Raw genomic sequence first — 13,792 nt, 5'->3', positions numbered from 1 at the left:
CCATAATCTCGCCGTTCGGTGTGTCATGTCCAGCGCGCTACGGCAGCCGTCTTAACCCTGTGTGACAGTCGACACCTGCTTCAGGACGTGGCCGGCGAACGCCGACAAGGGGCAGGTTTCGCCGCAATCGGGTATCGTCAGTGCGACGCTGCCCGGCGGTGCGCGTTCCGACAGGGGGATCTGGTGGCGCATCTGGTCGAGGCCTTGCGCGACATAGCGGGCGCGGACGACCTGCTGACCGGTCGTGGCGAGACGCCAGACTTCGAACACCAGCCCGCCGCCCGGTGCAGCTTCGCCCGCGCCATAGTCGCGCAGTTTCCAGTCGAGGCCGAGCAGCCCGGCGAGCATCGTCACCGTGCCGTCGTGACCGCTGAGGACGACGATCTTCTCCGCGTCGCCGATCGGGTCGGCCAGGGCGGTCGCGCCGGCACCGCGCTGGAGCGTGGCGAGCAGCCGCATCGCGAGGTAGCTGCTGGTCTGGCGCCCGACCTCCGGGGTGCGGGTGCGCAGGTCGATGCCCGCCCCGTGCACGACGAGCGCCTTGCCGATCGTCGCCGCATCGATCCCGCGCCATCCGGGGAAGGCGAGCCCGTCGGCATAGGCCATCACCAGGCTCTCGGCGATGCCCGCGACTTGCAGGCCGGGGGACGTCAGGTCCGGCTTGCCGCTGGCGTCGATCCGCATCGCGATGGGCGTATCACCGAGCCGGCGCTGTACCCTGGTCCGCTCGACCGACGAGCACGGGATGCGGCGACATTGCAGTAGCAGCGCCTCGAACCGGTCGCGATCGGGGCCCTGCCGCGCGTCCCATGCGGCAAGGTTGCCGTCGACCCGCGCGGATATCGCCGCCAGCATCCGCTGCGGATCGAGTGGTGCGAGGGGCGTCTGCGGTGCCTCGAACAAGGGATCGGGGGCTGCTGCCGATTGGTGTATCGTCGCGCTGCATCCCGGCGTCAGGCCTTCGGCAAGCGCGGTCGCGGTCGCCTCGGTCCGCTGCGTGTGGTTCGCCCAGTAATAGACCGCGCAATCGCGCGCGCCGAGCAGTCCCGCCTGCCGGTAATGCTCGCGGTACCAGCCGCCGAGCATCGTCACCAGCGTCGCGCCATTGGCGGTCAAATGGCCCGGCGGCACCGCGAACCGCGGCCATGCGCGGCGACTATAGCGGCCCAGCTCCTCCGGGCTCGACATCGCGCTGCGGACGCCGTGGCGCATGACGATGACAACGCGTTCCAGCTTGTCCTGCGGCGGCGGTGCGGGTGGCGTGGTCTGCGCCACCGCCCCACCGGCCATCATGGTCGATACGAGCAGCGCGAGGCTGGCCGCGATCCGTGCGATCCGCATCAGAACTTCGCCCTGACGCCGGCGGTGAACGTGCGCCCGTAATCGGTATAGCCCGCAAACTGGTTGTCGCGGACATATTGCCACTGGACGCCGCCGGCGACGTTCATGCCCTGCACGACGAAGGTGACGTTCGGCGTGACCTTGTACGACATGTCAAAATCGAGGCTGCCGAACGCGCTGTCGTTGTTGGCGGCAAGCCCGGCCCCGCCGACATCGCGCAGGACGTTGCCGCGCCAGCTATAGCTGACCCGCGCGCCCACGCGGTCCTTCTCGTAGAACGCGGTCAGGTTGAAGCTGTCCTTGGCGACGTCGACCAGCGCATCGCGGAACGTGCCGCCGGTCGCCAGCGCGTAGGTCCCGCCGGTCTTGGTATGCGTGTAGTTCGCCTGCGCGCCCAGGCCGTCGAATGGCGCCGGCAGCATCTTGAAGAGCTGCTGATAGGCGATCTCGATCCCGGCGACATAGGCGTCGCCGCCGTTTTTCGGCGCGGTCAGGCGGTAAGTCTGGCCATCGAGGACGAAGTCACGCGTCTGCTGGAACACGAAGGTCGTGATGTCCTTGTAGAATACGCCGCCGACCAGCGCGCTACCTGGTGCGAAATACCATTCGACCGTGCCGTCATATTGCCACGCCTCGAACGGCTTCAATTCGGGGTTGCCGCCGACTGCGGTGAGGACGGTCGGACTCGAGTTGATCGTCAGGCGCGGCGCCAGATCGGCCAGCGACGGCCGGGTGATCACCTTTGACGCGGCGAACCGCATCTGCAGGTCGGGCGAGACCTCGGCGACCAGATTGAGCGAGGGCAGGAAATTGTCGTAGGTCTTCTCGTAGCTGACCGGCAACGCGACCTTGCCGTTATCGGCATAGCCTGACGAGGTCTGGCGCGTCCGGGCATAGCGCACGCCGATGTCACCGCGCACGGCAACGCCGCCAAGCGGAAACGCGAAGTCGGCCATGCCGTAGCCCGCGAGGATCTCCTCGCCGATCGCATAGCTGTTGCGCAGATCGCCGCGTGCGAGGGGAGCGGCGAGCAGTGCCTCCTTGCCGGTGGCAGCGGCGAGGAACTTGGCCGGGTCGGGCATCGCCCAGGTCGTGGGCAGGTCGCCCTTGGCGCCATCCAGGAAATCGTCGACCGGGAACGGCACGAAATAGCTCGCGTCGAAATATTTGCCGGCGATGCCGCTGGTGAAGTTGATGTCGCGGCGATTATAGGCGCGCGTCCGCTTCTGGTATTTTGCGCCCGCATGCAGCGCGCTGAAAACGCCCGAGAGGTCGCGCGTCACGTCGAGCTTGGCCGCGCGCTCGCGGTCTTTCGAATCGTTGACGCGGTATTCGATCCGCCGCCCCGGCAGCAGCGCCGGGTTCGACAGATCGGCGTTCAGCAGCGTCACGTTGGGCAGCCGGTCGCCCGCCTTGGCGAAGTCGAACGTGGTCGCGCCGACCGCCCCGAGCAGGCGGGTCCGATAGATCGGCTCGGGCGTGTTCGAATAGGCCTGGCCGATGCTGCCGTCCGCAGCAATCGTCCAGCCGCCGGCCTGCCAGCGGGCGTTCGTGCCGACCAGCCAGTTCTTGTATTGGAGCAGCGACGTCTCGCGACCGATCTGCGTGGTCGAGGCGGTCGTCGTCGCGCCGGTCAGCACGCCGTTCTCGATCACCGCGCTGCCCGGCACGATCCCGCGCGGCAGGCCGGCGCCGTCCGCCGCCGAATAGGTCAGCTCGTCATAGGCCACGTTCAGCCGGCTCCACAGCCCATCGACGTTCAGCTCGAAGCGGTCGTCGGGCTTCCACTGCACCGCGCCATTGATGCCGATGCGGTCGCGGTTCTCGCGTTCGAGCGTCGGGCGGATCGCGGTGGGGATCAGGATCGTCGCGCTGTCGAGCGAGCCGTTGCCGTCGGTATCGATCTTGCCATCCGCCCAGCCGACACCGGTGATCCGGTCCTGGCGGGTGGTGCGTTCGTCATAGACGCCGGCGATCAGCGCGCCGATCTTTCCGTCGGAGCTCGCCCAGCTCGCCATCCCCGACAGACGCGGATCGACCGCGCCGGTGAGCCGGGGCGAGCTCGCGGTCGCCGACAGCGACAGCACCGGCTTCTTCAGGTCGAGCGGGCGGAAGGTGCGCAGGTTGATGGTGCCGCCGATGCCGCCCTCGTCGAGGCTCGCACGCGGGCTCTTGATCACCTCGACCGCGGACATCAGTTCGGAGGGGAGCGTGTCGAAGCGGAACTGACGGCCGCTCTGGCCACTGTCGCGAACGTTCTCGTTCACCGCGACCGAGCGATCGTTGAGCGTCACCACCTGGAAATTGGCGCCGAGCCCGCGGATGCGGACGAACACGCCCTCGCCGCGATCGCGGACGATCGACACGCCGGGCACGCGCTGGAGCGCCTCGGCGATGTTCTGCGCAGGGAACTTGCCGATGTCCTCGGCCTTGACGACGTCGATGACGTTGGTCGCCTTGCGCTTCTGCGCGAGCGCGGTGGTGAGGCTGCTGGCATAGCCGGTGACGACGATCTCGGCGGCGTCATTTGGCGGGGTGTTGGTCGCCACCGTCTGCGGCGCGGCGCTGATGGCGGCGCCCGAGACGAGCAACGCACCATTGGGGTCGCGACGCACGGTCAGCCGCGTGCCCGTGATCAGGCGCTCGACCGCAGCCTGTGGCGCCATTGTGCCGTTAAGCGCGGGCGCGGTCATCCCGGCCACCGCGGCGGGCGTGAACAGGATGTCGGTGCCGCTCTGGCGGGCAAGCGCTTCGAGCGCCTTGGCGAGCGGCTGCGCGGCGAGATGCACGGTCACGACACGCGCCTGCGCGGAGGCGGCGGTGGCGAGAAAGGCGGTCGACAGCGCGGCGAAGGCGGCGCCCAGCACGAACGATCGGCGCAGGCGCCGGCGATTGGTGATCACGGTGTTCATCCCCCCAAGGAAGGCGGCGATGATGCCGCACCTCCTCGACGGGCCGGGATCGATCTACCCCACCCCCTAACGGCGAAATTTATCCGCCGAGCAGGACCGCGCCCTCCATCGTCCGCACCCGCAGCGCGAGCAGCGCCGCGAGCGACCGGCCCAGCGCGACATTGTCGCCCATCCGGTACATTCCACTGACGCGCAATTCGGCGGCCACCGGGTCGGCGATCACCAGCCGCGTCGCGCTGTACCGGTTCGCCTCTTCGGCCACCGTCTTCAGCGTATCGTCGTGGAACGCCGCACGCCCGCTGGTCCAGGCCTGCGTCGCGGCAAGATCGGGACGGTCGATCCGGCCCTCGCGCAGGCGCTCGCCACCGATCAGCCGTCGGGTTGCGCCAGTCGTCGTCACCGCCGCGGTGCCCTGGATCGCGGTCAGCGCCACGCGGTCGTCCGGGTCGCGGCGCAGGTCGAACCGCCCTGCCGCCGCGGTCATGGCGCCGCCGCCCGCGTCGATCGTGAACGGGGTAGCCAGCGGCGCCACGGTCAGGTCGATCCGGCCGCGCGCGAGCCAGAGCCGCCGCCGCGCAGGGGTCGCGATCACGCGCACGCGGGTCGCCGCATCGAGCAGCAACGACGAGCCGTCCTGCAAACCGATTCGCCGCTGTTCGCCGATCCCCGTCTCATACGGCGTTGCCGCATAGGCCGCCTGGAACGCAACCGTACCGCCAACCGTCGTCGCGGTCAGCGCCACCAGCCCGGCAAGCGCCCGGCGGCGCGTCACCGGTACCCGCGACGGCGCCGTCCCCGGCACCATGTCCCAAAGATCGGTGGCACGCTCGAACCGCTCGGCGTGATCCGGGTTCGCCGCGAGCCAGCGCCGAAAGTCGGCTGCATCGCGCGGCGTCGCGTCATCCGCATTGAGCCGCGCGATCCACTCGGCCGAGGTTCGGTTGCTGGCTGCCCGGTTCGAATCGAAGCGCTGGGAACGGCGGCCGGGCATCGCGAAACTCACCAACCCTCCGTCCAATCGGCCAAGAAGGTCATCGCCTTGGCCATATGCTTCTCGACCGCGCCCTGGCTGATGTCCAGCCGTTCGGCAATCTCGCGGTATGTATACCCGTCGAGCCGCTGCATCAGGAATATCTCGCGGGTCCTGGGTGTGAGCCGATCGATACCCTCGCGGACGCGCGCCAGCCGCGCCTTGGCGATCATCACCTCATCCTGGATCGGTGCGGGATCGCGCAGCCAGTCGATCGCCTCGGCCGGTTCGCACGCCCCGCGCACCGCCTCCCGGCGAAACGCATCGCGTCCTCGGTTGACCGCGGCATGGACCAGGAACGCCTCGTCGTTGCGTGGCGCGTTCGCCAGCCCCGCCATGCTGACATAGGCATCGTGGAGCAAATCCTCGCCGTCCGCGCGGCGCGTCATCCGCTCGACCTGCGCGCGCAGCCGCGACCATCCCGCCCATAGGCGGTTCGTGGCGGCATCGGGTTCCGCAAGATTGGCCAGGGTCATGACCCATGCCAATATGGTTACGCAGGTACAGTTTGATGACGTCCCGACGACGGTTACATGACATCGCCCCGGTCCCGACGATCACGCAAGCCTCTCGCAGCCTCGGTCGAGACTTGGATCAGTGCAGCTTCAGCCGCGGCCGGACGATCGTGTTGACGTGGCCGACGACGATCAGCGCGCTGCCCTTCAGCCAGCCATGGATCGCGACGAGGTGCATCCGGTACAGCGACGAATACACGAACCGCGCGAGCCGCCCTTCGCAGCACGACAAGAGGTTGATGGAACAGGATTATATTGATCGAGATCGACACGTTTTGGGAGGACATTTTCGACGCGACATTTCGTTGACCAGCGCCAGCGAATGGCTTTCGGAGAGAATGAACATGGCCGTGAAATTTGCAGGAACGATGAACGCGATCAATCGCGGACTTGACGCGACGAAGCCGGAAAAGGGCGCGGACATCGTCGAAGATTGGGAGGCCGCACTGGCCGATATCGACACGCCGGGCGCCAAGGGCATTTTGCGGGACCTCGCGTCGCTCCGCAAGCAGCTCGAAAAGGGCGAGCCCGACGCGGACCGGGTGCATGCTTTGCTGCACCGTCTCGGCACCTCGACGACAAAGATCGCCGACAGGGCGGAAAAGTCGCAGGACAAGCTGAAAGCGCTGGGCGAAGCATTGACCGAGGCCGGTGAAGACGCGCCGGACGAGGAAGAAGATGTTGCCGCCGCGGCGAGTCCGAAGCGCGCGCGCAAGAAGGCTTGAACGAAGGACGGGCCGGTCGATGCCGGCCCGTTTTCGCGATTATCGTTCGTTGGAATGGCGGTCCTCGACAGGCGTATAATAGCGCTCGATATCCCGCCCGGTCAGTGGATGACCACTGGACTCCTCGATCAGCGCCGCGATGTCGTCGTCGGTCTTGCCGGCGGCGCGCAATTGCTCGATCTCATCGCTGATCATGTTGACGAAGGCCGGCACTGGAAAGCGTTCCTCGCCGAGCCCGAGTGCGTCCCGCAAATGCTTTTGCGCCCCGAGCGCCTCGGGAAGCGTGAACGCGATAACGTCTGCCATTGCCAATCTCCCAAAGTAGAAAGGCTGCGCCGGGAGACGATTGCCTCCAGCCGCAGCCCTGTAGATCGCAAGATCAGGCCGTAACCGCCTCGGCCTTGGCGTTGATGGCGGACGTTGCCATCGCAGTCAGCTTGTCGTCGGTCGCGTATTCCTCATCGAGCGTCTCCTTGAGGATAGCGGCGATCTCGGACCGGCCAAGCTGGTTGGCCCATGCGATCATCGTGCCGTACCGCGCGATCTCGTAATGCTCGACTGCCTGTGCGGACGCGATCAGCGCCGCGTCGAGAACTGCCTTGTCCTCGATCTCGCCGGCGACCTCATTGGCTTCCTTGATGATGCCGTCGATGGCTGGGCAGGTCACCGCCTTTACCTTTTCGCCGAGCAGTTCGAAAATCCGCTCGAGGCGCGCAATCTGGCGCTCGGTCTCTGCGAGATGTGTTTCGAAACCCTGCTTCAGCGCAGGTGCGGTCGCCTTGGCGGCCATCTTCGGCAGCGCCTTGGTGATCTGGTTCTCGGCATAATAGACGTCCTGCAACTGGTGCAGGAACAGGTCGTCGAACGTCACGATGTCTTTGGAAAACAGGCCCATGATACTTCCTCGCGTAGCTGCGTGTCGCGAAGCGATCCGCTCCGGTCGTGCCGCAACGTCTCGCTCGCCAAGGAAGTTTCGTGGGATGCGACGGCATACCCGTGGAACGCGACGTACTCCCGTCGCGGCGCGCATTGCCTCGAGCGCGCTCCCTGATTTTCTCCCGGCCGATCGGTCCAAAGCACCGCTGGTGCGTTGAGGCGATACGAACCGACACGGTAGAGGACGGAATTTGCCGCATTTTCTAGTTGCCGAAAGCGAGACCGCAGACGAACGCGAGGCACGGCGACATCATGCGGGGAAAAGCTCCGGCGAGACCTATGCCGCGACGCTCGCCCAGCTAAGTCCAGACGCCGAGATCACGATCGTCGCGCCCGCTGACGACGATGCGGATGTGCTCGATGCCGACGACATTCGCGCGTTCGATGCCGTCTTCGTCACCGGATCACCGCTGCACGTTTACGACGACACACCGGAGGTTCGCCGCCAATTGCGGTTCATGCGTTCCGTTTTTGCGTCCGGGACGCCGTCGTTCGGATCCTGTGCGGGTCTGCAACTTGCGGTGGCCGCCGCCGGGGGGACTGTCCGTAAGATGCCCGAGCGCATCGAAGCGGGGGTCGCGCGTCGGATCACGCCCACCGATGCCGGCCGAAACCACCCGCTGCTGGCGGGACGGCCCGATAGCTGGGACGCGCCCGCCATCCACGGCGACGAAGTCGAGAGCCTCCCGGCAGATGCGACGCTGCTGGCGCGCAATGCCGTCACGAAAGTCCAGGCGGCCGAGGTTCGTCATGACGGCGGTGTATTCTGGGGTGTGCAATATCATCCCGAGCTTGCTCCGGGCGAGATCGCGATCGCACTGCGTCGGCAGGCTGGCGATCTTATCGAAGCGGGCCTCGCCGACACCGCGGACGATGTCGAACTGCGCGCGTCACAGCTCGATGCACTGCACGACGATCCTGATCGTCGCTCGATCCACTGGTCGCTCGGCATCGACGAACAATTTGCGCAGGAATCAAACCGGCGCCTCGAGCTGTCCAATTTCCTGAATCATCTCGCCGAGCTCGACGACACTCTGACTTCAACCAGGAGCCTGAATATGCCAACCACTCTCAAAGCCAAGTTCGACACGCGTCGCGAAGCCGAAATGACCGTCGAACGCCTCGTCCAGGAACAGGGGATCGACCGCAAGACCATTCTGATCGCCACCGACGGCGAGGACAACAGCGTCGGCAGCGAGCAGGCCGGCGCCGACACGGCGGGTAAGGATCCAACCCCGCAATCGCGCGACCACGCCGCGCTTGCCGGCAAGATCGTCGTGTCGGTCGACATCGGTGACGATACGCGCGCCGCGGAGGTCAAGGCAGCGTTCAAGGAGTTCGACGCGAGCGACGTTCAGGGCTGACCCGTACATATCCGGCGCGGCGCACCGCGTCGCGCCGGATCCTCCCTTCTATAGTGGAGCCAGACTCCGGAACGTGTCGATGACGACCGTCTCGTCGATCGGCTTGGTCAACACGACCCCGGGCGGATCGCAGGGGACGCACGCTTCCGGGGTTCCAGTGATGAACATCACGGGAATATCGCCGTACGCGGCAATAATGCGCTGGACCGCCCGGGGACCCGTGCCTTCGTGGAGCCTCACATCGGAGACGATCATCTGCGGGCGATGCGCGCCGGCCGATTCCATCGCACCGGTTTCGGTATCCGCCTGCGCGATCGAGGTTGCACCCGCACGCTCGATCACGCTCATGATATGATCGGCGATCAACCAGTCATCCTCGATCACAAGCACATGGCACATTGGCGTTTCCCGATTTTTTGTCAGGTCTTCGCAACGCGCTCGGAGGCAGGTCGGGTCCGGCAATTCACGCTATGCGCGTCATTGCGTATCGTCCGACGTATCCGCCGCCGCTGCGAACCATGCGGCATAGGGCGTCGTCCGCGCCATGTGACGGTTGAGATCGGACGCGCCGTCGGTCCACCATACCGGCCCGCGCTCGCCCAGCGCATGCTTGGCGGCGTCGACGGCATCGCGCGCGGCCTGTTCCGCCAGGGAATCGCCCGCCCGCCGCGCCGCGGCAACGCTGCGTCGGCCGTCCATCAATGCTGCGACGTGGCGAGTCCGATCCGCCTCCGAGAGACCGGGATCGGCCGCACGCCATAGCCGCCCGCGCACGACGATATAGCGTCCGTCCGGCGTCGTCAGCGCAGCCGGTTTTGCCACTTACAGCGGTGCGTCGATGGCGAAGACGACACCGGTACTGCGATACTCGATCTTCGCCGTGCCGCGCATGTGCTGCGCGAGGACGCGTTCGATCATCCGCGAACCGAAGCCGGTGCGGGTCGGTGCGGTCACCGTCGGTCCGCCCGTTTCCTCCCAGGCGAACGCGAGGCGCCGGCCGCCGTCGCCGATCCCGACGCTCCACGTGATCGTGACGTGACCACCGCCGGTGCTCAGCGCGCCATATTTGCTGGCGTTGGTCGCCAGTTCGTGGAGGGCCATCGACAGCGCGAGCGTGACCCGCGGCTCGAGGCGGATATTGGGACCGTCGACCGAGAAGAGACGTCCGCGGCCGTCGTCGAACGGCGCCATCACGCCCGCGACGATATCGGCGATCGTCGCGCCGTCCACCTCATCGCGGAGCAACAGGTCGTGGGCGTTCGCGAGCGAGCCGATCCGCGCGCCGATCGTGTCGCGCGCATCCGACATCGAGACGGCATCGCGCAGCGTCTGGTTGACGATCGCGCTGACCGTCGCGAGCGTGTTCTTGACCCGGTGCGTCAGCTCGCCGGCCAGCAGGGCGCGGTGTTCCTCGACACGCTTGCGCTCGGTGATGTCGGTCGAGAACCCGGTCATGGTCAGCGCCGTGCCGTCCGCGCGGGTCAGCAATTCGCCGCGCACCGCGACCCACCGGAGTTCGCCTTCGCCCGTCACCACGCGGTACTCGATATCATAGTCGCACCCGGTATCGACGGTCGCCTGGATCGCCGCCAGCACCTGCGCACGGTCGTCGGGATGGATCGCCCCGACGAACTCCGCATACCCGAACTCCGAATCAGGCGCGAAACCGAACACGATCTTGCAACCGTTCGATGCATCAAGCTGCCGACCAAAAGGATCAAACGTCCACGAGCCCAACCGCCCCGCCTTGAGCGCGAAGTCGAGACGCGCGGTACTATTCGCGAGTTGCGCCTTCGTATCTGCCGCGGACGCCGCCATTTCACGCTGTTCCGCGGCCAGCGTGACGAGCACCTCGCGCTCGAGCGTCACGTCGTGCTGCGACGCGATGCAATACCGAAGCTGCCTGTTCTGATCCAGCACCGGCGCCACCAGAAGGCGGTTCCAGAACGGCGTCCCGTCCTTGCGGTAATTGAGAAGGTCGATTTCGACCCGCTCGGACTTTGCCACCGCCTCGCGAATGCGCGCCACATCCTCGGCTTTCGTCTCCGGCCCCTGGAGAAAGCGACAGTTTCGACCGACAACTTCGGGTTGGGGGTAGCCGGTTAGGTGTTCGAATGCGGAATTCACGTAAATTACGGGGTTGTCGACAAGCGTGGGATCGCTGATCGTCATCGGCAGGTTCGCATCGTTGAAGATCGCGACGAACGGATCGGCGGCGTCGAGCGAGCGCACGAACGCGGCGATCGCCGCGGCGCGAACGGCATCCTCATCGTACGAGGGCTGCTGGTTCCCAGTCTGTTCCAAAACGGCGTTCCGCTATCCTGCTTTCCACCGCGCCACAATAGGAGCGCGATACGTCCACCGCCATCCGCAGCCAGCCAATCGAACGGTCTCGCGTTGATCTCCATCAATACGATTTCCGGCTTCGTGCGTGACGCTTGCCGTCGGCGGAACATCGCCTTACACACCCAACACAATACCAATTTGATACCGGAGAGCTGAGCGATGCATTGCAACGGCAAGTCAGGCGCCTCCGCGCTGATGATGGCGATGACGAGCCTGACGGCGAGCATCGGCGCGACTTCGGCGGCGGCGGCGGCGGGGGCGGCGGGGGCGGCGGCGCAGCCGGTGACGTTGCCGGCGCTGTTCCCGAGCCCGACATCGATCGACCTCGGCACCGGCAGTGTCACGCTCGGCCGCTCGGTCGTCCTGGTCGCCGCCCCCGGCACCGATCCCGAGACCATCGCGCTGGTCCGCCAGATCCTCGCCACCGCAGGCGTCGACACGATCGCCACGGCCAAGCGCCTACCGTCCACGCCAGACCGCCCCCACATCGTGCTCGGCACCGGCGACACCGCCGTCATCCGCGACGCGCTCGACCGCAGCAGGACCACGCTCGACACGCACGCCGAGGGCTACACCATCGCCGCGGTTGCAGCCGGAGCGGGCGGCGCGGGTATCGTCACGCTCGCCGGTCACGACGCCGACGGCCTGTTCCACGCGGTCCAGACGTTTCGCCAGCTCGCCCGGCGCTCCAATTTGCCCGCGCTGGTGATCCAGGATCACCCCGCGATGCCGATCCGCGGCACGATCGAGGGCTTTTACGGCGCGCCCTGGTCGATGGCGGATCGCACCAAGCACCTCGACTTCCTCGCCACGGTGAAGGCGAACACCTATGTCTACAGCCCCAAGGACGATCCGTACGCGCGCGATCGGTGGCGCGAGGCCTATCCCGCCGCGACGCTGTCGGCGCTCGGCACGCTGGCCAAGACCGCGCGGGGCAACCATGTCGATTTCGTCTACGCGGTCTCGCCCGGCCCATCGGTCTGTTTCTCCGACCCCGCCGACGTGCAGGCGCTGGAACGCAAGTTCGACGCGCTGCGGGCGATCGGCGTCGGCAGCTTCTACGTCGCGCTCGACGATATCGAATACACCAAATGGAACTGCGAGCGCGACAAAACCGCGTTCGGCCCGTCGGGCGCCGAGGCAGCCGGCGTCGCACAGGCGCAATTGCTGAACGCGGTGCAGGCCGACCTGAGCGCCAAGGATCCCGCCGCACGCGCGCTGATCATGGTGCCGACCGAATATTACGACGCGAAGGAAACCCCGTACAAGGCGGCGCTGCGCAAGCATCTCGACCCGCGGATCGTCGTCCAGTGGACCGGCACCGACGTCGTCCCGCCCGCCATCTCGATCCCCGACGCCAAGGCGGCGACCAAGGCGTTCGGCCGCAAGACGCTGTTATGGGACAATTATCCGGTCAACGACTATGCGCAGACCACCGGCCGGCTGCTGATGGCGCCCTATGCGCGGCGCGAGGCCGGACTGTCGGGCGAACTGACCGGCATCCTGTCGAACCCGATGAACCAGGAAGCGCCGAGCCGCCCGGCGGTGACCGGCGTCGCCGCGTTCGGCTGGAACGACACGGCGTACGATGCCGAGCGGACCTGGCATTTCTCCGCGCGCGAGCTGGCGGGCGGCGACGAGCGGGCGACCGCGGCGCTGCTGACCTTCTTCGACACGCAGCACATGGCGCCGACGTTCGGCAGCCAGCCCTGGCAGGAGCAGGCGCCGCGATTGAAGGCGGCGCTCGACGCTGTGCGGGAAGCGCTGGCGGATGGCGATGCGGCGGCCCGGCAGCGTGCGATCGCGGACCTGACCGGGCGTGCCGACGAAATCGCCAACGCGCCCGACATCATCCGCTCCGGGACGGTCGACCCGGGCTTTGCGGCGCAGTCGCGACCGTGGCTGGATGCGATGCAGCTTTGGGGCCGCGCGCTCCAGCTGACCGCCGCGGGGCTGGACGCCGCGGACCGGGGCAGCGACGCCGCGGAACGCTATTTTGCCGATGCCAAGCGGCTCGCCAGCGAGGCGGCCGCGATCAAGACGATCCCCGGTGCGACGCGCTTCGACGGTCCGATCAAGATCGCCGACGGCGTGCTGGACCGGTTCGTGGCCGACGCGCCGACGCTGATCGCGGTCGGTTCGCGCGGTCGTGGCGGGTCCGTTACGACGCGGTGAGGTCGGCGTTCGAATGCGCGCCGAATGCTGTCTGCGCAACCTGGGGGGTCGGTGATCGATCGCCTGGTTCCCGGCGAGGTTTCGACGAGGGGATCTTGTTTCCCCGCGGAGGCGGGGATCCAGACTGGGCTCCCGCCTTCGCGGGAGAACAGAACGGCGGCGGTGATTGGGGAGGTCTGCATTACTGCGCGGGTGGGCACGCTTAACGTTTGCCGCCGGGTGCGTGCCGCGATCTTCGGGCGGATACTGGCGAACCCTTGATCCTCCCCCGCCAAGGGGAGGTGGCTGGCTCTTGCCAGACGGAGGGGGAGGTACCGGCAAACCGCTGTTTCGTGTCCTCCCCCTCCGTCGCCTTCGGCGCCACCTCCCCCTTGCGGGGGGGGTATTGAAGGGGGGCCTGCCGAAACGATACTATCGGATGTCAGAACGGGCCGGCGCTCTGGGCGAC

At 67.0% G+C, this 13,792-nt stretch carries 12 protein-coding genes and 1 pseudogene; 3 read left to right on the top strand and 10 right to left on the bottom strand.

Features of this window, described 5'->3' with window-relative positions; all coding sequences use genetic code 11:
• Positions 1-51: 51 nt before the first annotated feature.
• The 5 genes and pseudogenes from EQZ23_RS11770 to EQZ23_RS11750 all read right to left on the bottom strand — a co-directional run.
• Entirely contained in the window at positions 52-1,341 is a 1,290-nt protein-coding gene (locus EQZ23_RS11770; RefSeq protein ID WP_128454555.1) for a histidine-type phosphatase, read from the bottom strand.
• Positions 1,341-4,253, bottom strand: coding sequence for a TonB-dependent receptor (locus tag EQZ23_RS11765; RefSeq protein WP_128454554.1), 2,913 nt, complete (start codon positions 4,251-4,253; stop codon positions 1,341-1,343). Before EQZ23_RS11765 ends, EQZ23_RS11770 begins: the two co-directional genes overlap by 1 nt.
• Before the next feature lie 79 nt (positions 4,254-4,332).
• Positions 4,333-5,256 (bottom strand): FecR domain-containing protein, encoded by a 924-nt coding sequence (locus EQZ23_RS11760; RefSeq protein ID WP_240663526.1) that lies wholly within the window; start codon positions 5,254-5,256, stop codon positions 4,333-4,335.
• Complete coding sequence (locus EQZ23_RS11755; protein ID WP_128454553.1) at positions 5,253-5,759, bottom strand: RNA polymerase sigma factor; 507 nt, start codon at positions 5,757-5,759, stop codon at positions 5,253-5,255. Before EQZ23_RS11755 ends, EQZ23_RS11760 begins: the two co-directional genes overlap by 4 nt.
• Positions 5,760-5,877: 118 nt before the next feature.
• Positions 5,878-6,018: pseudogene (locus EQZ23_RS11750) on the bottom strand (FAD-dependent oxidoreductase); the annotation flags it as partial.
• Positions 6,019-6,037: 19 nt separating this feature from the next.
• On the opposite strand from EQZ23_RS11750, the gene EQZ23_RS11745 reads away from it, so the two are divergent.
• Positions 6,038-6,523, top strand: coding sequence for a hypothetical protein (locus tag EQZ23_RS11745; protein WP_240663525.1), 486 nt, complete (start codon positions 6,038-6,040; stop codon positions 6,521-6,523).
• 39 nt (positions 6,524-6,562) lie between these two features.
• On the opposite strand, the gene EQZ23_RS11740 is transcribed toward EQZ23_RS11745, so the two are convergent.
• Positions 6,563-6,829, bottom strand: a complete 267-nt coding sequence (locus EQZ23_RS11740) for a hypothetical protein (RefSeq protein WP_128454552.1) — start codon at positions 6,827-6,829, stop codon at positions 6,563-6,565.
• Positions 6,830-6,902: 73 nt separating this feature from the next.
• Positions 6,903-7,418, bottom strand: a complete 516-nt coding sequence (locus EQZ23_RS11735) for a ferritin-like domain-containing protein (RefSeq protein ID WP_128454551.1) — start codon at positions 7,416-7,418, stop codon at positions 6,903-6,905.
• Positions 7,419-7,650: 232 nt separating this feature from the next.
• Between EQZ23_RS11735 and EQZ23_RS11730 the strand changes: the two genes are divergently transcribed.
• Positions 7,651-8,823 carry a type 1 glutamine amidotransferase gene (locus tag EQZ23_RS11730; RefSeq protein WP_240663523.1) on the top strand — a complete coding sequence of 391 codons (1,173 nt, stop codon included), beginning with the start codon at positions 7,651-7,653 and terminating at the stop codon, positions 8,821-8,823.
• Positions 8,824-8,871: 48 nt separating this feature from the next.
• On the opposite strand, the gene EQZ23_RS11720 is transcribed toward EQZ23_RS11730, so the two are convergent.
• From EQZ23_RS11720 to EQZ23_RS11710, 3 genes are all read right to left on the bottom strand, one after another.
• Positions 8,872-9,222, bottom strand: a complete 351-nt coding sequence (locus EQZ23_RS11720) for a response regulator (protein ID WP_128454550.1) — start codon at positions 9,220-9,222, stop codon at positions 8,872-8,874.
• Positions 9,223-9,300: 78 nt separating this feature from the next.
• The gene (locus EQZ23_RS11715) at positions 9,301-9,645 is read right to left on the bottom strand and encodes a hypothetical protein (RefSeq protein WP_240663522.1); all 345 of its coding nucleotides are present in this window, start codon (positions 9,643-9,645) and stop codon (positions 9,301-9,303) included.
• Entirely contained in the window at positions 9,646-11,127 is a 1,482-nt protein-coding gene (locus EQZ23_RS11710; protein WP_240663520.1) for a PAS domain S-box protein, read from the bottom strand.
• Between the two features lie 201 nt (positions 11,128-11,328).
• Between EQZ23_RS11710 and EQZ23_RS11705 the strand changes: the two genes are divergently transcribed.
• Positions 11,329-13,344 carry a beta-N-acetylglucosaminidase domain-containing protein gene (locus tag EQZ23_RS11705; protein WP_240663518.1) on the top strand — a complete coding sequence of 672 codons (2,016 nt, stop codon included), beginning with the start codon at positions 11,329-11,331 and terminating at the stop codon, positions 13,342-13,344.
• The last annotated feature ends 448 nt before the right edge of the window (positions 13,345-13,792 follow it).

It is taken from the genome of Sphingomonas sp. UV9, from assembly GCF_004101245.1.
Classification (GTDB): domain Bacteria; phylum Pseudomonadota; class Alphaproteobacteria; order Sphingomonadales; family Sphingomonadaceae; genus Sphingomonas.
Note: the sequence above shows the minus strand (reverse complement) of the source record. Positions and strands in the feature narration are given on the sequence as shown.